The sequence below is a fragment of the Spiroplasma endosymbiont of Cleonymus obscurus genome (assembly GCF_964273375.1).
Classification (GTDB): domain Bacteria; phylum Bacillota_I; class Bacilli_A; order Mycoplasmatales; family VBWQ01; genus Spiroplasma_E.
Map to the genome: position 1 here is coordinate 668,106 of NZ_CAXWWA010000002.1, position 19,654 is coordinate 687,759.

General features: G+C 23.2%; 18 protein-coding genes. 14 read left to right on the forward strand and 4 right to left on the reverse strand.

Annotation, left to right across the window (positions count from 1 at the left end; translation table 4 throughout):
- The first annotated feature begins 336 nt into the window (after nt 1-336).
- Nucleotides 337-2,964, forward strand: coding sequence for a valine--tRNA ligase (locus ACI2WJ_RS04405; RefSeq protein ID WP_400254952.1), 2,628 nt, complete (start codon nt 337-339; stop codon nt 2,962-2,964).
- Nucleotides 2,965-2,971: 7 nt separating this feature from the next.
- Here ACI2WJ_RS04405 and ACI2WJ_RS04410 read toward each other — a convergent pair whose 3' ends face one another.
- Entirely contained in the window at nt 2,972-3,454 is a 483-nt protein-coding gene (locus ACI2WJ_RS04410) for a hypothetical protein (RefSeq protein WP_338959066.1), read from the reverse strand.
- Between the two features lie 102 nt (nt 3,455-3,556).
- On the opposite strand from ACI2WJ_RS04410, the gene ACI2WJ_RS04415 reads away from it, so the two are divergent.
- From ACI2WJ_RS04415 to ACI2WJ_RS04445, 7 genes are all read left to right on the forward strand, one after another.
- A complete protein-coding gene (locus ACI2WJ_RS04415; RefSeq protein ID WP_400254953.1) occupies nt 3,557-4,102 on the forward strand; it encodes a hypothetical protein in 546 nt (181 codons plus the stop codon).
- Nucleotides 4,102-6,216: a ComEC/Rec2 family competence protein gene (locus ACI2WJ_RS04420; RefSeq protein ID WP_400254954.1), complete on the forward strand. Its 2,115-nt coding sequence runs from the start codon at nt 4,102-4,104 to the stop codon at nt 6,214-6,216. Before ACI2WJ_RS04415 ends, ACI2WJ_RS04420 begins: the two co-directional genes overlap by 1 nt.
- A 387-nt stretch (nt 6,217-6,603) precedes the next feature.
- Nucleotides 6,604-7,188, forward strand: a complete 585-nt coding sequence (locus tag ACI2WJ_RS04425; protein WP_400255242.1) for an SGNH/GDSL hydrolase family protein — start codon at nt 6,604-6,606, stop codon at nt 7,186-7,188.
- A gap of 37 nt (nt 7,189-7,225) precedes the next feature.
- Nucleotides 7,226-8,015, forward strand: a protein-coding gene (locus ACI2WJ_RS04430; RefSeq protein ID WP_400254448.1) for an IS5 family transposase whose coding sequence is annotated in 2 segments (ribosomal slippage) — nt 7,226-7,486 and nt 7,488-8,015 — 789 coding nt in all. Because the reading frame shifts where the segments join, the coding sequence is not laid out codon by codon here.
- Nucleotides 8,016-8,127: 112 nt separating this feature from the next.
- Nucleotides 8,128-8,280: a hypothetical protein gene (locus ACI2WJ_RS04435; protein WP_252320469.1), complete on the forward strand. Its 153-nt coding sequence runs from the start codon at nt 8,128-8,130 to the stop codon at nt 8,278-8,280.
- 215 nt (nt 8,281-8,495) lie between these two features.
- Entirely contained in the window at nt 8,496-9,407 is a 912-nt protein-coding gene (gene holA / locus ACI2WJ_RS04440; RefSeq protein WP_400254955.1) for a DNA polymerase III subunit delta, read from the forward strand.
- A 43-nt stretch (nt 9,408-9,450) separates the two neighbouring features.
- Nucleotides 9,451-10,902 (forward strand): hypothetical protein, encoded by a 1,452-nt coding sequence (locus tag ACI2WJ_RS04445; RefSeq protein WP_400254956.1) that lies wholly within the window; start codon nt 9,451-9,453, stop codon nt 10,900-10,902.
- A 15-nt stretch (nt 10,903-10,917) separates the two neighbouring features.
- Here ACI2WJ_RS04445 and ACI2WJ_RS04450 read toward each other — a convergent pair whose 3' ends face one another.
- Together ACI2WJ_RS04450 and ACI2WJ_RS04455 are read right to left on the reverse strand one after the other, a co-directional pair.
- Nucleotides 10,918-11,373: an ABC transporter permease gene (locus ACI2WJ_RS04450; protein ID WP_400254957.1), complete on the reverse strand. Its 456-nt coding sequence runs from the start codon at nt 11,371-11,373 to the stop codon at nt 10,918-10,920.
- Entirely contained in the window at nt 11,340-12,572 is a 1,233-nt protein-coding gene (locus ACI2WJ_RS04455) for an ABC transporter ATP-binding protein (RefSeq protein WP_400254958.1), read from the reverse strand. The genes ACI2WJ_RS04450 and ACI2WJ_RS04455 overlap by 34 nt, the downstream gene beginning before the upstream one ends.
- A gap of 339 nt (nt 12,573-12,911) precedes the next feature.
- On the opposite strand from ACI2WJ_RS04455, the gene ilvA reads away from it, so the two are divergent.
- Complete coding sequence (gene ilvA / locus ACI2WJ_RS04460) at nt 12,912-14,162, forward strand: threonine ammonia-lyase (RefSeq protein ID WP_400254959.1); 1,251 nt, start codon at nt 12,912-12,914, stop codon at nt 14,160-14,162.
- A 106-nt stretch (nt 14,163-14,268) separates the two neighbouring features.
- Here the strand turns inward: ilvA and rpsT are convergent, their stop codons facing one another.
- The gene (rpsT, locus tag ACI2WJ_RS04465; protein ID WP_338959088.1) at nt 14,269-14,529 is read right to left on the reverse strand and encodes a 30S ribosomal protein S20; all 261 of its coding nucleotides are present in this window, start codon (nt 14,527-14,529) and stop codon (nt 14,269-14,271) included.
- A 212-nt stretch (nt 14,530-14,741) separates the two neighbouring features.
- Between rpsT and ACI2WJ_RS04470 the strand changes: the two genes are divergently transcribed.
- From ACI2WJ_RS04470 to ACI2WJ_RS04490, 5 genes are read left to right on the forward strand one after another with little or no spacing between them, the layout of a single operon-like run.
- On the forward strand, nt 14,742-15,023 hold the full coding sequence (locus ACI2WJ_RS04470; RefSeq protein ID WP_400254960.1) for a hypothetical protein: 282 nt from the start codon (nt 14,742-14,744) through the stop codon (nt 15,021-15,023).
- A 21-nt stretch (nt 15,024-15,044) separates the two neighbouring features.
- On the forward strand, nt 15,045-15,653 hold the full coding sequence (locus tag ACI2WJ_RS04475) for a hypothetical protein (RefSeq protein WP_252320562.1): 609 nt from the start codon (nt 15,045-15,047) through the stop codon (nt 15,651-15,653).
- A 36-nt stretch (nt 15,654-15,689) separates the two neighbouring features.
- Nucleotides 15,690-17,444, forward strand: a complete 1,755-nt coding sequence (locus ACI2WJ_RS04480; RefSeq protein ID WP_400254961.1) for a DUF2779 domain-containing protein — start codon at nt 15,690-15,692, stop codon at nt 17,442-17,444.
- Complete coding sequence (fmt, locus tag ACI2WJ_RS04485) at nt 17,431-18,378, forward strand: methionyl-tRNA formyltransferase (protein WP_338959096.1); 948 nt, start codon at nt 17,431-17,433, stop codon at nt 18,376-18,378. Before ACI2WJ_RS04480 ends, fmt begins: the two co-directional genes overlap by 14 nt.
- A gap of 42 nt (nt 18,379-18,420) precedes the next feature.
- Entirely contained in the window at nt 18,421-19,002 is a 582-nt protein-coding gene (locus ACI2WJ_RS04490) for an ECF transporter S component family protein (RefSeq protein ID WP_286641343.1), read from the forward strand.
- Nucleotides 19,003-19,654: the final 652 nt, after the last annotated feature.

Genomic DNA, 19,654 nt, shown 5'->3' on the forward strand with positions numbered 1-19,654 from the left:
CTGCATGCAGTCTATGAAAACATCAACTCCTGTTGTTAAAAAAGATAATTTTAATATTTAGATTTTTTCTTTTCTCAAATGTCTTGTTTTTTAAAATTAACAATGTAAAATAAAATACATAATTAATTTAAAATATAAAAGAGTAAAATTAAATGGTAATTTAGAGACTTAGTGGTTGCTGTAAACTAAGCAAGTTTAATTTGAAGGTAACTTATATTATTAGTAATTTAAATAATAATTAAGTGCATTTACTTTGTAAATGAATTAGGATGGTACCGCGTTAAAAAACGTTCCTATTTGTGGAATGTTTTTTTATTTTAAAAAGGAGTATAACAAATGAATAGAAATTTAAACAAAAAATATAATCATATTGAAATTGAAAAGGATCGTTATGAACAATGAGTAAAATCTGGATTATTTAAGGCAAATGTTAGTTCTATTAATCCTACATTTTCTATTATCTTACCACCACCTAATGTAACCGGACTTTTACATTTAGGTCATGCTTGAGATAGTACTATCCAAGATTTATTAATTCGTTATAAACGTTTACAAGGATTTAATACTTTATTTATACCTGGTATGGATCATGCTGGCATTGCCACGCAAGTTAAAGTTGCACAACGTATTAAAGAAGAACAAAAACTTAATTTGCAAGAATTAGGTAAAGATAAATTTTTACAACAAGCATGAAAATGAAAAACAGAATATGCACAAAACATAAGAAAACAGTGAGCAAAACTTGGTTTAGCATTAGATTATTCGCATGAAGTATTTACTTTAGATGAAAATGTTAAGCAAGCAGTTAATGAAGTATTTGTAAAGTTATATAAAGAAGGTTTAGTTTATCGAGGAAAAAAGATAGTAAATTGAGATCCAGAATTAAAAACCGCTATTTCTAATATTGAAGTAAATTATCATGAAACAAAAGGAAAAATGTATTATTTAAAATATTTTATAGAAAATAGTAGTGAATTTATTACTATTGCTACTACCAGACCAGAAACAATGTTTGCTGATCAGTGTATAGTTGTAAATAGTAAAGATAAACGTTATTTACAATTTATTGGTAAAATGGTTGTTAATCCGGCTAATAAAATGTTAATTAAAGTCATTGCTGATGATTATGTTGATATGAATTTTGGAACAGGTGCTATGAAATGCACACCAGCACATGATGCTAATGACTATGAAATTGCATTACGTCACAATTTAGCAATGCCTATTTGTATGAATGTTGATGGAACTATGAATGAATTAGCACAATCATATATTAATCAAGATCGAATGGTATGTCGTAAACAATTAGTTGAACAATTAAGAAAAGAAGATTTAGTTGTAAAGGTTGAAGACCATCTTCATCAAGTTGGTTATTCAGAAAGAAGTAACGCTATTATTGAACCATATTTATCACAACAATGATTCATAAAAATGAAACCATTAGTTGAAATGATTATTGATAAACAAAAAAATAAGAAAACAAAGATTGATTTTCATCCAATATTATTTGAACAACAACTTTTGCAGTGATTAAATAATATTCAAGATTGATGTATTTCTCGTCAATTGTGATGAGGTCATTCGCTTCCAGTTTGATATCATAAAAAAACTAAGAAAATTTATGTTGATACTAACCCACCATCACCAATTAACGATTATATTCAAGAATCAGACGTATTAGATACATGATTTTCTAGCGGTTTATGACCTTTTGTAACCTTGGGTTGACCACAAAAAAATGTTGATTTGCAAAAATATTATCCAATATCAGTATTAGTTACTGCTTATGATATTTTATTTTTTTGAGTTGCACGAATGATGTTTATGGGTTGAAAATTTACTAATCAAAAACCATTTACTAATGTTTTAATTCATGGTTTAATTCGTGATGAACAAGGTAGAAAAATGTCAAAATCATTAAATAATGGAATTGATCCAATGGAAGTTATTAAAAAGTATGGTGCGGATGCTTTACGTTACTTTTTAGTTAGCAATTGTGCTCCAGGTCAAGATTTAAGATTTAGTATTACTAAAGTTGAGTCAGCTTGAAATTTCAATAATAAGTTATGAAACGCTGCACGTTATGTACTAATGAATATTGATGATAAGTTTCAATTGGATGAAAATATTGTCTATAATAATTCATTATCATTTATTGATCAATGAATTTTACAAGAACTTAATCAATTGATTATTTATGTAGAGCAATATATGGAAAAATATGAATTTGTTTTAGTAGTTAAAGCACTATCAAATTTTATATGAAATAAATATTGTTCTTGATATATTGAATTAAATAAAGTTAATTTACAAAATCAAGAGCAACAAAGTAACTCATTACAAACATTATATTATGTTTTACAACAAATTATTATTATGGTTCATCCCTTTATTCCCTTTATCACAGAAGCAATCTATGAAGAAATGGGGTATAAAAATAGCATTTTAACAAATAAGTTTCCTAAAGTTAAAGTTATGGAAAAAACAAAAGATGTAACACAATTTGTTGAAATATTAATTGAAATTATTGGTAATATTCGAGAAATTCGTAAAGAACTTAATTTATCTTTAAAATTACCGTTAACTATTCATATCAATACGACTAATTCTTTTTTTGAATTAGAAAAAAATACTTTAAATCCTTATTTATTACAATTAACTAATAGTCAAATTGTTACTATTAGTGATAGTCCGTTGTCTGTTAATAATAAAATAATTAAAATTATTAATTCAGCAGTAATAGAAATTAATGTTTCAAATTTATTTAATAAAGAAGAACAATTAGCAAAATTAAAAGAGGAATTAGTTTATATTGAAAATGAAATAAAACGTAGTAAAGATATTTTAAGTAACCAACAATTTTTAGCAAAGGCACCACCAACAAAAGTTGAAATAGAAAAGCAGAAATTAGAAAAGTATCAAAATCAAAAAATTTTAATCAATGCCAAGATTAAAGAATTATAAAAAACTTTTATTTTAATTCAAGTTGAAAAATTTCATTATTTTCCAATTTAATATCATCGATACCTACTGAAAAATCAATAAATTCTTTACCATTTCAGTGCTCAATGTATCAAAATTTTTTATCTTCTTGAGTACCTTTTTTACCTTTTACAGCAACCAAAAATCTTCCAATTTGACTTTTTTCAACAGTAAAATCATTAGAACAAGCACTTAGTAAATTACCAAGTGTATTAAAAGTAGTAATATAATTAGTTTTTTCAAGAATAGTTTCCTTGCCGTTGATAGCTGTAATTTCAATATTAGTAGTAACGCTATTTTGATTAGTAGTACCATTTAAGAATTTTGGGATATAAATAATATTTAGTATTAATGAAGTTCCTAATATTAATATAATAGAATTATATTTGCATCATTTAATAAATGTTTTATTTTTAATTATTTTTATAAAATTATTTTCTCATTTCTTACCATCAGTTTTTATTTTTGTCATTATTATCAGCCTTTGCATTATCTTTTTTATTTTATTATATTAAAAAAAATAAAAAAAGGAAATTGCTTATCTCATTTTTAATAATTATTGAGGTGAAATTAAATGAGATTATTAATTATAACATTGACAATTCTTTTTCTTGCAAGTAATGGATTAGTTGTATTAAAGTTGATTATTAATTTTAATGAAAATGAAATAGTTAGTAAGGAAAAAAATGATACAAAAATTATTACTATTACTGTTGAAATTAAAGAACATTTACCAATTAGAGAAGATTTATGTATACGAAATAAATATTATGTTAAAATTCTTAATTCAAAAATAAGTATTATTAATTTAATTAATACTTTAAATATTTCTAATGTTTATTTTGACATTTTAGCATTAAATCTAAATCAAAATATTAGTGAAAATTATAAATTAATATTATCACCAAGAAATAATGCTATTAAATATTATTCCCGTTATACTATTACTTTAGAGCCTTTAATTAATTTAGGTTTAAATAGTCAAGATGCCAAAAAAGTATTATTATTATTTAATAAAAAAAATTTAAATGCAAAACAATTGTTAGAGAATTTAGAAAAATTATTAATAACTACAAAAAGAAAATATATACAATTGATGCATAAATTTATTAGTTTTTAATGATGTTTACTTATCATGCTTTATTAGTTTTATTTCTAATATTTTTAGTTTTCTTTTTATCAAGTTTTACGATATTTAGTGGTTTAGTTTTATTATTAATAATAATTATTATTTTGTATTTTATTTTTTTTAAAAAGCAATCATTTTATAAGTATTTCTTTTTATTATTAGTATTTACTTTTACTTCCTTAGTTAACATTAACTTTAAAAAAGATGAACATATAAATATTGAAAATGTTAATTTGAAAGTAGTAGAAACCCATCCAAATTATTTGATAGTACAAGAAGGATGAAAAAAATATTATTTATTATCACATTATTATATTAATAATATGCAGTATACTATTAATGCCCAGTTAGATGATACACTTATTTTTAAAGGTCAAACTAAAGATTTAAAAACTATTAATAATTTTTATGAGTTTGATTTTAAATTATTTTTAAATGCTAATAATGTTAATAAACAAATAGTAGTTAATGAAAATAAAGTAAAAGTTGTTTTTGGAAAAACTCTTAGAAGTATTTTTTTTAATTATATAAATACTTTTCCAAAGGAAATTAAAACTTGAACTAAATTATTATTATTTGGTCAGCAAACCGAAGAAAATAAATCTATTTTTACCATTTTTAATAAGTTTGGTATTACTCCAATTATTGTTGTTAGTGGTTTACACATTAATTTTTTCTTTGTTTTTTTAAAAAAAAGTTTTTGATTTATCAAAAATGAATTAATTAAACTTTTAATTTGCTTTGCAATTTTATTTTTTTATTTATATTTACTTAATTGATCTATTGCAGCAATGAAAGCATTATTTTTTTTAATTTTTAGTTGTATTTTAAAATTTAATAAAAAAACTATTCATCCAATTTCTATTCTTAGTTTTAGTGCTTATTGTTGTCTTTGTTTATGACCTTTACAATTCTATCTTTTAGGATTTCAAGTTTCTTTTGGTATTACTTTTTTGATTTTATTTATTAATAATAAATTTAAAAAATATAGTTATTGGATTAGATTATTATTGATTAATATTGTTTTATTTTTATTCACTATTCCTATTCAGTGACAAATAAATCATGGTTTTAGTTTGTTAACTGTTGCATATTTATTATTTTTTACACCAATCATTATTTTTTGTGATGTTATTTTATTTTTAAATTTATTTTTAAATTCAATTTTAAGTTTTTTTGTTTCTCCAATTTTAAATTTTTTAATTATTATTATTATTAAGTTAATAAATATGAGTAATATTTGAATTCCGACTTTTCAAATTGAAATTTGAATTTTACAACTTTATTTTTTAATTTTAATAGTTATTTATAACTGTTGACGATATTTTAATTGAAGAATGTTAACAGTTATTATTATTAATTTTGTTTTACTTTCAACATTATGAATGAATAGTATTATTAAACCTTATTATGAATTAACGATGATTAATGTTGGTAATGCTATGAGCTTTTTATTAACTAGTCCTTATAATAAATCTGCTATTTTAATTGATGCGGGCACAGAAGATTTAAAACCAAATAATCCAACTATTTATAATTATCTTTCAGCAAAAGGAATTCATAGTTTAAAAGCAGTATTTTTAACTCATCATGATTTAGATCATATTAGTAATATTGGATTTTTGAAAATGAAATTAAAAATAGATAAAATTTATGAAAATACCAATCAATTATCGCAATATATTATTGATGGTTTTAATCCAATTCATAATTTAGTTTATGGTTTTAATTTGCAATATGTTTCTGAAAATAATAAAAGTTTAGTTTTGTTATTAAAAGTTTATAATTATAAAATTTTATTTACTGGTGATATTGAAGAACAAACCGAAAATTTATTAGTTAACACCCATGTATTAAGTAAAATTAATATTTTACAAGTTCCTCATCATGGTTCAAAAACTTCATCAACTATTAGTTTTTTAAAAACTCTTAATCCAGAAATAGCATTAATTTCCGGACATTATCAAAAACGAAGACAGTTTCCGAATATTGAAACATTGAATAATCTTAAAAAAATTAATGCTCAAGTTTATTATTCGGGAAAAAATAAAACTGTGATTATAAGAATATATATGAAACATTATGGTATTATAACGTTAATATAAACTGATATAATAATATTGTGAGATTAGAAATAGTATTTATATTATTCATGTTCAATATGAATATTTAGTAAAAAGTATTGAATAATTAAAAGAAAATTACTTTTTAGAAAAGAAACTAAAAAATATATAATTAAAACAAAAGGGAAAAAATATGAAAAAAATAAATCATTTATTAAAAATTTTGTTGTTACCTTAAATGTTAATAACTACTATTACATCCAATATTAAGGAAGAAAAAACAGTTATTGATTATCATCAATTATACATTCTTGGTGATAGTCTTTCTGATACTGGGAGTTTTTTGTTGGAGCTGGGAGTGACTTTGTCCAAAAATCACCATTAGCACCTTGATGAGTCGCTCAAGTAGAATTAGGAGATCCATATTATTTAAATCGCTCTTTCAGTAATGGTAAGGTTGCAGCTGAAATTTTAGCTAATAAATTACATTTAAACTTACAAGCAGGATGAAAATATACGATTTTAAATGATGCAGCAACTTATGAGCAATTTGGTAATAACTATGCGGTTGGGGGTGCTGTTGCATCTGAAAATGATTCATGAACAGGAACATTTTATTCAAATCGTTTTAGCCTTCAACATCAAATGGCTGCTTTTTTATCTCAACATCAAGATTTACAAAGTGATGATTTAGTCTTTCTTGAATCAGGAAATAATGATATGTTGGCTGCTATTGATAGTGGTAACTATTATAAAGGACTTGATATTATTTATAATGCAATTATAAAAGAAGGAGATATAATTCAAGAATTAATTAATAAAGGCATCCAACATATTGTTGCTACTGATGTTCCAGATTTTAGTCTTGTCCCAAAATATTATGGAACTAAATCGCAAGTTTTAGCAAAACAATTATCTGATGCTTATAAAACACTTTGAAATCACGAGATATTTTTATATACAACTAATTATCCTAATTTTATTAGAACCTGTTTAGAATCTTTTCGAAAATAATGTAAAATGATTATATATTTTAAAATAAGAGGTATATATGCATAAAAATTATCCAAGTCATGTCACCAAAGAACAATTTGAAAACATAAAATCAATTTTAGAAAATAGTAAAAAGAAAACAAAACCAAGAAGTTTAGATTTATATGAAATATTTTGTGCAATTTTATATGTATTAAAAAGTGGTTGTCAATGAAGAATGTTACCAAAAAATTTTCCAAAATGACAAACTGTATATTATTATTTTCAAATTTGAAGTAAAAATAATGGTAAAGAACCTAGTGTATTGCAATTAATTTTAAAAAAAATTAGTTAAAAAAGTTCGTATCAACAATAATCGCAAAGAACAAACTAGTTTTTGTATAATTGATTCGCAAAGTGTTAAAAATACAGATACTACTGAAAATAAAGGTTATGATGCTGGTAAAAAGATTTCAGGCATAAAACGTCATATTGTTGTTGATTCTCAAGGTTTACCACATGCAATTTACATAACCACGGCAGAAAAAACAGATCGTAATAGCGCTATAATAATGATTGAAAATGAAAAAGAAAATCTTTCTGCAGTTCAAAAAATAATAGTAGATGCTGGTTATACTGGTGAAAAATTTGCTTCTGAAATCAAAACAATCATAAATGCAAATGTTGAAGTGATAAAACGCAATGAATTACATACTTTTGTAGTATTACCAAAAAGATGAATTGTAGAACGAAGCTTTGCTTGATTAGAAAAATACAGAAGATTATGAAAAAATTGTGAAAGAAAACTAAATACTAGTTTACAAATGGTTGTTCTTTCATTTATTTCAGTTTTATTAAAAAGATTCTAAACAGGTTCTTAGAAGATTTAGTTTAAGAGAAGAATTAAGTAAATATGCACTGATATTTCAACAAGAAGGTAAAAATATTACTCAAAATGCAATTGAATCTGATTATGCTCATATGGCATTAGATGGTGCTGTTACAGCAACATATGTTAATGGTTCAACAAAAGAAACATTAAATAATTATTTCTTCTTTGATGAAGTTCATCCAACAACATTAGTGCATCAAGCGGTTGCTGAAGATCTTTATAATTTAGTTGAAAAGTGATAATGTTTTAAAACATTAGATATAATAATTACTATATAAGATAAAAGTTCAAATTTGGAATATTATCAAAAACGAAAGTATTTTTCAAATATTGAAACACTGAATAATCTTAAAAAAGTTTATTATTGAGGAAAAAATAAAAGTGTGATTATATATGAAACATTATGATATTATAACATTAACATAAAATATATTAATAATTTTGTGAGGTTGGAAACATGGTTTATATTGTTCATGGTCAAGATGAGTATTTAGTAAGAAAAAATATTGAACAATTAATTAAAAAAAATCATAAAAAAGAAAATTATGATTATAATCTATATGAATTACAAGAGGATACAATTGTTAATATTATTAATGAAATTCAAATTATGAGTATATTTGAAGAAAATAAAGTAATCGTAATTAATGATAGCAGTAATTTATGACAAAAATATATTAAAGAAAAAAAATTTGTTAATGCTTTGCTTAATCATAATCAAAAAACAATGATAATTATTAAAAGTTTAAATGTTGATTTTAAAATTAGTAGAGAATTTCAACAATTTAATATTATCAAAATTAAAAATTATACAAAATCACAATTATTATTATTAATTAATAAAGTTTGCAATAGTTTTAAAATTAACATTACTCAAGAAGCAACTAATTTTCTTTTAGAATACTTGCCAAATGATGTCAGTATTATTTTAAATGAGTTATCAAAATTAAGATTAATTGGAAAAAAAATAACTTCAGATATTATTATTGAGGTGGTTCCTAAATATTTTGAAACAAATATTTTTAAAACTGTTGAATATATATTAAAAAAAGATTATAACAATTTTTGAAGACAATATAACTATTATAATGTTATTAATTATGATAAAATTAAATTGATTAATATTCTTGTATATCAATTAGAATTAATTAGAGATATCAAAATTTTAGTTAAACAAAAAAAAAGTAATGAAGATATTTCCAATATATTAAATATTTCTAAGTTTCAAGTAAAAATATTAGAACAATATTTAAATATTAATTTAAATATTAATAATATTTTGTTAAAAATATATGAATTAGATTACAATATCAAAAAAGGAAAGTTTAATAAAAATATTGCAATTGATTTATTTTTTTTGAATATTTAGTATATAATTATAGATGTTTTAAACTCAAGAGGTGATACATATAATGAAAAGTAATAAAAATACTGATGTTACAGAAAAAAAGTTAGTAGAAGAAAATAGTGACATTACATTGGTTAAACCAAAAGTAAAAAGAGTTACAAAGAAAAAAACTGAAAAAGTGTACTCAGAAGAAGATTTAAATGTTGCATTATACTATGAAATATCAAGTACTATATATAACAGTTTAAATAATTTAATTGTTAGAAAATCTATTTTTGCTAATGAAGAACTTTTAAAAATTTTAGAATTACAAATTTCTAATTTATTTTTTCTTGAAAAAGAACTAAAAGAATTAAAAGATAAAAAGTATGCAATAGAATTTTTGCAGTTAATTTCTAATTTGGTAAATCGTAGTTTGAGTATTACTAAAAGTTCTCCTAAAAATCGTATTGAAATTCTTGAAGAGCGTAACTTATTAATAGTTACAATTACTAATATTTGTAAGACTGTGGAAAAAGAAAGTCTTGAACGAATAAGACAGTTTGATAATAATACTTTTAATGAATTAAATGATCAAATTACTGCATTAAATAATTTTAGTGATGATGCTACTGAGGTTAAGCCAAGTGTTACTCCAAATAATCAGAATGTTGATAATAATGTTGATACAAATCCTAATATTGGTGGCATTGGAAATCTAGGTAATAATTTAAATATTAATAATCTTGATAATAATAGTTTAGCAAATTTAGCGAAGTTAGGTGTATTACCGCAACATCCCGCCACAAATCCTAAATTTTACCCGTATATGAATAAACCAAAATATATTCCACTTTTAAAGAAAATATTATCAGCTTTTTTCTTATTAACAACAGTGCTAGCAATAGCTACTTATATACTAACTTATTTTATAGCAGGTACTTTTCAAATTAAAAATAATAGTACATTACCTGTTTATTATAATTTTGCACAACAATCAAAAACTATAGTTTTCACTATTGTCACAACAATAGTTTTAAATGGAGGCTTTTTATATTCAATTTTAAAACCACCAAAATTAGGTCGTGATTTATATCGAACATCATATTTTTTAATAGTTATTTTAATTTTTTGAATAATTTATACAATTTCAAATTTAATTTATATGACAACAAATGATTCATTATTAAGAACATTTACTTCTTTTTTAGATAAAGGTGATGAAATTAATTCTAATGCTTTACCTTGATTAAAAGGATTAGCAACTTTTAAAGCTTTTCAAATATTAACATATATTACAGCAGCATCAGCAATTTTACCAATTGCTATTATACTAGTTATTGCTATTCTTAATCCAAAAATTGATCGTAATAAAATTATGAGAGCCAATTCGGAATATCAAAATGCTATTAATAATGCTTTAAGTGGTAAACCCTATGAAATCGATCCATCACTTTTTGATGATAGTTTAGATAATGATAATAAAAAAGATACAAAAGATCATAAATTTTGACGTAATAGTGATTTATTTAAATAATAAAATAAAAAAGGACTAAAAGTCCTTTTTTATTTTATTATTTTTAATTATTAGATTTAATATCTTATGCTTGTCAACAATTTTGAACTTGCAACTATTGTGTAAATACCAATCAATCCAAGCCGCAACTCCTAGATATATTCCATAAGTTGTTGTAAAAGTAAAACTTGTTCCACTTCAAGCTTGAATAAATGGATCCATAGCGTATTTAAATGGATTAAAGTAAGTTGCGTATTTTAAAACGGGACTACTATTAATTAACTCAGCTGGGAAAAATACCCCACTTAAAAGTGCAACCGGAAAATAAATTACATTTGATGCTGCAACTAAAGCAGTTACTGATTTGAAAATTGAGGCCAATAACATTCCTAAACCCATTGATGAAAAGAAAATTAAGATAATAAATGGGATAGATTCTCCAATAAAATTTGCTGTTACTATATTATTTCACCCATAAGTACCACCAAACATAATTCCAGCTCATAATAAAGATCATAAGAATGTGTCGCTATCATAAAGAAAAATCCAATTATCATAACTGAAAGAACAAAGAAAATTGGTTTAATATTTGTTGCTCCAATTCGCTTCATTAAAACACTATTTTTAAATTCAACAATTGTTTGTGGAATAATGAAAATTCCTACTGCCATTGGTTGTAACATTGAAATTGAACCAACTAAAGTATGTAAACTTTTTACAGTATCACCTTCCATTTGTTTAAAAGCAAAACCTTCTAAGAACAACATTAGAATTGGAAATAAAACTAAAAAGAAGGGTACAAAAAATCCTCGATAATAATATTTAAACATTAAGTTTATTAATGGTCGACTTTTTTCGGGCATTTTGGCTTTATGAATTCATTTATTTTTTTTCTTATTTTTTTTGATTTCAGCATTTTCTTTTTTTATTTCTTCATATTGTTTTTTTAAATCAGCTTTTTTATTTTTATCAAACATTTTTCATGTAAAGTTATGAACTGAACCATATTTTTTAACAATATCTTTAACATTTCCTGCTTCTTTTATAATTCCATTATGAATGTAAATATACTTTTCACAAAATTCTTCAACTTCGCTCATATTATGAGTAGTAACTAAGATCATTGTCTTATTTTTGTCAATAATATTTTTTCTAAAAAATTCAAAAATTTCTGAACGAACTTCAATATCTAATCCTGTGGAAACTTCATCTAAAATAACTAGATCAGGATCATGAATAACAGCAAGTAAAATATTTAAACGTTGTTGTTGTCCACCCGAAAGTGTTTGAATAAACTTATTTTCAATTCCAAGTAATTGGTATGTCTTCAGTAACTCTAATAGTTCATCTTCTTTCATTGAAATATTAAAAGTATGTAAATAATATTTAATCATATCCATAACAGATATTCCGGCCGGATATCTAGATTCTTGAAATTGTAAACCATTTACTAGATGTTCTTGACGAATTATTTCACCAGATGTTGGTTTACGAATACCACCAATAATTTCACTTAAAGTTGATTTACCACTACCATTTGCACCAATGATTCCAATTCGATCGCCAGGATTAATAGTTAAATTAACTTTATCTAATGCTATTTTATTTTTATATTCCTTTGTTAGATTTAAAATTTCTACTAGTGGCCGAGATTTATCTATTTTTTTCTTATTTTGTTCATTATTTTCCATATATAATACCTCCTGCATTAGATTGTACTATAATTAAGTGTTAAAAAGCAATTATTGAAATTTGTAACAATAAAATAAACAGTATTAATTCTAAATATTTTGGAAAAATATTTTTTAATTTTTGTTTTTCATGTATATATAATATAGATTTGAAAATAGTGATTATGTAGTATAGCAATTTAACATATGCTTTAAATCAACATTTATGAATTCAAATCCCATTTAATTATAAAACCATATACTATTAATGATTACTTTTGTTGTTTTATAAATAAAAGTTATTATATTGTATAATTAATTATATTTGAGAAATTAGATAGAAACTCAGGAGGAACCATTTTGGAAAATTTAGTAAGTGAAGAAGTAATTGAAGAAACGTATTCAAAAATTAAAGATAAAATTAGTAAGACAAGTTTGATAAAAGCAGATAAACTTTCTTCATTTTCTGGTAATAATATATTTTTAAAGTTAGAAAATTTACAAAAAACAGGTAGTTTTAAAATTAGAGGAACTTTAAATAAAATTTTTAATTTATCAAAGGAACAGCAAGCAAAGGGTTTAATTGCTGCTAGTGCTGGTAATCATGCACAAGGAGTCGCTTTAGCAGCTTCAAGTTTAAATTTAGTATCCAAGATAGTTATGCCTTTAACAGCACCACTAGCCAAAATTGCTGCTACTAAAGAATTTGGTGGTGCTAAATGTACTGTTAAACTTTGTGGTAATATGTTTGATGATGCAATGTCTGAAGCATTAAGACTTGAAAAAGAAGAAGGGTTAACGTTAGTTCATCCATATGATGATAATTTTGTTATTGCTGGTCAAGGTACAATTGGTTTAGAAATATATGAGCAAATGAATGCAATGGGTAAAGAAATTGATTATTGTTTAGTTCCAATTGGAGGAGGAGGACTTTTAAGTGGTATTTCAATTTATTTAAAAAGTAAAAATCCAAATATTAAATTTATTGGGATTGAGGCACAAAATGTTGATTCTTATAATCAAGCTTTAAAACAAGGAAAACCATTTAAAATTCAAGGTAAAAGTTCAATTGCTGATGGAATTGCTGTTAAACAAACAGGAGAATTAACATTTAATATTTTAAAGAAAAATGTTGATAAAGTTGTTACTGTTAGCGAAGAAGAAATTGCGCAAGCAATGTTATTTTTATTAGAAAAATGTAAAATTGTAGCTGAAGGTAGTGGCGCTGTTAGTGTTGCTGCTATTCTTTCTGGTAAATTAGATAAAATCATTGGTAAAGATAAAAATGTTGTTTGTGTAATTAGTGGTGGTAATGTTGATATTACTACATTAGGAACAATTATTAATAGCGCCTTAATTAGTTCACATCGACGAGTTCCTTTTTCAGTTAACGGTAAAATTAATAATAGTACTATTAGCGAAATTATTAATATTATTACTAAAAATGGTGCCTCTATTTATAAAATTCACAGTACATTTGATCGTAATAAATTAGATATTAGTAATTTTAGTATTTTTATAGTTATGGATACATCAGATGAATTTCAAAAAAATAAAATTTTTGCTGAGATTAGAGCATCAAGTTCTAACTTTACATTATTAGCTAAATAGTTTTTAAATTAGGTATTTTATTAAAACAAAAATTTAGTTTAAAAATATCAATTATATTTTAAAAAGAGACACTATTAATAGTGTCTCTTTTTAAAATAAATTATAGTTATTTTGCTTTTGCTAATTTAGTCATAATTTTAGATTTTTGACGAGCAGCTTTATTAATGTGATAAATGTCTTTAACAACAGCTTTATCAATTAAACTACATACTTCATTAACAAGTACTGCAGCATTTTCTGCTTTGTTTTTTATTGATATTTCAGCTTTTTTTAAAGCAGTTTTAACTTTAGATTTATAACTTTTATTAATTTCATTTCTTTTTTGGTTTGTTTTAATTCTTTTAATTTGTGATGCAATGTTAGCCATTTTTTCTCCTTTTTTGTTTTGAACATGTTTTATAGATTAATTACAACAAAAATAATTATAACAAAAATCATAAATGTTGTATAATATTTTTTATTTTTTCAGTATAATTAATGTGTTAGCTTTTTGTTAATAGTATATTTTAATTTTTTTACACTTTTAATGTAAATTATTTGTTTAAAAACTTTAATGATAAATGTAGGTGTGGTAAATAAATGAGTTACTATTTTCGTAACCCTTATCAATTTTCTTACCATAGTATTGGTAGGATTAGATCAAGATTAAAATTGCAAGACTTAAATGATATCCAATTACGTGAATATTGTTTAAAATTGATTAATGAGTCTTATGATATTGAAGAGACAAAAAGTTTTAAATATATTAGAGTAAATAAAACACATCTTTATTTTGTAATTAAAAAAGATGTTAATTTAATTTTAACAATTTCACCGATGAGTCCAACTAAACTATTAGCAGTAATCGAGGAAAATTTATAAATCAAAAAAGAGGAATAAAAAATGGGAAATTTATCTAGTCAATGATGAATGTTAGCGCTTATAGGAGTAGTTTTAATAATTTTTATTTTTACAACCATTTCAGCAAAAAAGAAGAAAAAAGAAGAGAAAAAACAACGTCAAAAAGAAGTAAAAAATATTATTAAATCCTTTATGCGTGATGAATTAAAATTGCAACATAAAACAGTAGAATTTGAACAAGTAGTTTCACGTAGTAGTAAAGAATATCGCTATCGTGATGTTTTTGATGTAATTGTAAAATTATATGATTCTAAGAAAAATGATTTATTTGCAACTAAAGCATTTGAGGTAGAAGGGTTTACTAAACAATTATCAAAGAAAGAATTTGAAACAATTTGAAAAGTAAATTGTGAATTAGATTTAGAAGAAACACTTAAGAAAATTGAAATGTCAAAAAAACGTAGTGGTAAAATTAAAATAAAAAGAAAGACAGCAGAAGAAAAAGCAGCAATTAAAAAAGAAAATGAAGCCGTTAAACTTGCAATTGAAGAAGAACGTTTACAAAATAAAGAAAATAAAAAACGTGCTAAAAATTTAGAAAAACCTAAAATTGCAATTCATGATAAATTTTCTGGATGAAAAGATAAATAAATCTTTATTTTAAAGTAGGCAATTGGGTGATATGTAATGAAAATTTATAAAGATGATTATAAGCATTTCCGTATTTGTCGAAAACTTTCATGATTTTTAAATGCAAAAAATTATGCTTTAGCTAAGCATTTAATTGAAGAGAAAAAGATAATAAATTTTGTTGAACTAACGCATACTAAAACAAGTAGTAAATTTAAATCTAATTTAATTACTATTTCTGATTTAGACGATGATACATTTGAAAATAATTATAATGAAGAAGATGATTCTGAATTTTATCTTGGTGAAACAATTGCAGATGGTATTGAAACTGGGCACTATGCTCAAGAATATTTTAAAGTAAAATATTCTTGTTTTAATTTTGAGTCTGAACTGGGTAGTAATGTTATAGAAATTATTAATAATAAAGAGTATGATGTTTTATTTGAACCAAGATTTGAATATCAGGGTTGTGTTACTAAGTGTGATATTTTAAAGCGAAATAATGATGGTTGGGATTTAATTGAAGTAAAAGCAGTAACTTGAGTTAAAGAAGAACATATGTGAGATTTACTTTATCAGTATGATATTTTAACCAAATGTGGAATTAAAGTAGTTAATACTTATATTATGTATTTAAATAATAATTATGTTAAGAAAGAAAAAAAAGATTTAAATGAATTATTTATTGTTAATGGATCAACTTGGCAAAAAAGTCCAAATACTAAAAAAAGTTTTAGTCTTTTTGAATCAATTCAAGATGAAATTTTAAATAATAATTTGAAATTACAATATGAAAATATTAAGAATATTATTAAAATTAGTGATATTGACGAAATAGTTAAATTATTAACTTTACCTTATTGTCATGAAAATAGTAATCAATTTTGTCCTCATATTTTTAAATATTTTTCTATTCATAATACTATTTTTGAATTATATCGTTTAAGAAAAACTAAGAAAGCATTGTGATATTATGAAGAAGATTTCTTAGAAATTAATGATGAAAGATTATTACCATTTTTAACAAAGTCTAATTTACATTTAAGACAATATGATGTAATTAAAAATGGTGAAAAATTAATTGATGGCAATAAATTTGTTGATTTAAAAATTGAATACAAAAAGTACCAATATCCAATTTATATGTATGATTTTGAGACTATGAAATCTGCAATACCTAAGTTTAAAAATAGTAAACCATATCAACAAATTCCTTTTCAATATTCTGTCCATGTGTTATTAGCACCAGATTTTGATTTTAAAACTTATAAATCAATTAAACATTATGAATTTTTAGCAGATGGCAATGATGATCCAAGAGAAATGTTAACAAAAAAATTATGTTATGATTTAATTAATATTCATGGTAAGGGTACGTATGTTGCTTATAATCAATCATTTGAGAAATCTGTTCTTAAAAAATTAGCTTATTATTACCCTCAATATAAAAATAAATTATCATTAATTCATGATGGTACTATTGATTTACAAGATTTTTTTAAAGAATTTAAAATTTATAAAGAACAGTTTTATGGTTCTCTTTCAATTAAAAAAACTTTACCAGCATTTGAACCTTCCTTTTCTTATGAAGGATTAGTTATTAAAAAAGGAGATATGGCATCAGAAGTTTTTCGTAGAAGAGTTGAAAATAACATTAGTTTAACTAATTGAATTCATAATTTTCGTGAAAATATGTTAAAATATTGTGCTCAAGATACTTTAGGTATGGTAGTATTATTTTGACATGTAAAAAATATTATTGAAATGTACAAAGCAAAAATTGAGGGCGAAAATTATGAAAAAATTTAAAATTTTATTTATGGGTTCTTCTTTTTTTTCTGAAAATATTTTAAAAACATTGTTATTAACAATGAAAAATGAAATTGAAATAGTTGGTGTTGTTTGTCAGCCAGATCGTAAAATTGGTCGTAAACAAGAAGTTGTTCCTTTAGCAATTAAACAATTGGCACAAGAATATCAAATTCCTGTTTTCCAACCCGAAAATATTATTGAAAGTTTAAAAGATTTACAATTATTAAATATTGATGTTATTCTTACTTGTGCTTATGGTCAATTTTTACCAAAAGCAATTTTAAATTTACCAAAATATAAATGTTTAAATATTCATGCTTCATTATTACCATCATTGCGTGGTGGTGCCCCTATTCAATGAGCAATTATTAATGGATTACAAACTACTGGTATTACATTAATGAAAATGGTAAGTAAAATGGATGCAGGAGCAATTTATGTTCAAGAACAAGTTTCAATTGGTATTGAGGATACATATACTTCTTTAGTTAATAAGTTGATAACTTTAGCACAAAATATGTTAATAAAATATTTATTAAAAATCATTAATAATGAAATTGAAGAACAAGAACAAGATGAAAATAAAGTAACTTTTGGTTTAAATATTAAAAGAAGTGATGAAAAAATTAATTGAAATCTTTCAGCACAATTAATTTCATGTCATGTTCGTGGATTGTATAATACACCAATTGCTTATACTACGTTGAATGATAATATATACAAAATTCATCAAGTAGCAGTAACTAATGAATTATCAAATGCTCTGCCAGGAACAATTGTTGCAATAAATAAATTAGGTATTATTGTTGCCACTAAAACTAATAACATAGTAATTAAAGTTATTCAACCAGCAGGTAAAAAAGAAATTATAGCAGCTTGTTACTATGGTTCTAAAATTAATCCAATTGCAATTGGTTTTATCTTTAAATAGTAAAAAAATAACTAATATTTTTTGGTAATCTAGGAGGAAAAGATGTATCGTTTTCGCTCAATTAAATATTTAGCAATGACTGGTATTATTACTGGTTTATTAGTAACAATTGGTTATTGTTCAACTTTTCTTTTTGGTTGAGCAATTACTAGTTTATTTGGTGGAAATTCTACTTTGCAATTATTTGATGCTGTTTTTATTCCATTTTGTGCTTTTTTTGAAGGGCCAATGCTGTTATTTGCAGGACCAATTGCGGGTGGCATTTTTGATTTAATTAGTGGTGTTAAAATTGTGGTTATTCCTATTACAATTTTTATTAGAATTTTAATGTTTTTTGTTATTAAGTTATTAATTAATAAATATTGATGAAGTACTGTTTATACTTTCTTTTTTGCTGCTATTTTACTACTTATTTACCCATTGTCTTATTTAGTAATTTATCAAGATTATGCTATTACAGTTAATGAATTAATTACTGATAGTATTCAAGCTATCTTTGCTTATTTTGTTGCTATTCCACTTTATTATGCTCTTAGTAAAAATAAAATTAGATCAAATTATAGTTTTTGAAATGATCAAGAATTTGATTATTTAAAAAATAAAAAAATAACTGTTTTAGAATAGTTATTCAAAAGATCATAAAATATTTGGTATTAAATTAATTATTTTTGTGATGAAGAGAGAAAATAATGATTGAATAAAAAGATAAAACAGACATTCTTTATAAGAATAGTTTGTAATAAATTTATTATGCTCTGGGTCATTTCTGAAAGGTATTTTGTTATTTTCTTCAAAATTTATTATTTCATCAATAAGTTTTTTATTTATATCAATATATTTTTTTAGATTATTTAAATTAGAATTATTAATATTGGTTGCAATTAATATTTTTAAATAATCTAAAGTATATTTTCACTTTTTTTCTTTTTTATTTATTATTACTTGATTTATTTTTTTAAGAAATCTTTCATTTATTGAATATAAATTATTGGCATAGTTAATAATTTGTTCATTTTTATCTCCAAATTCTAATTTTCTGATATTAATTTTTTTAGATTTTAAATTATTTAAAAAACTATTAATTTCTATTCATTCATTAAATAATTGTTTTAATGAGTCTCTATTTGAAAGTTTATAGTTTAGTTTTTTATGGTGTTCATCAAGAATCTTTTCTTCTATATATTCTAGCCCTAAATTTTTGTTTAAATTTCTTATATTTTGTGCTGTTCCATCAATTTCTGATTCAATAAAACTTCTTAGAACCTGTTTAAAATCT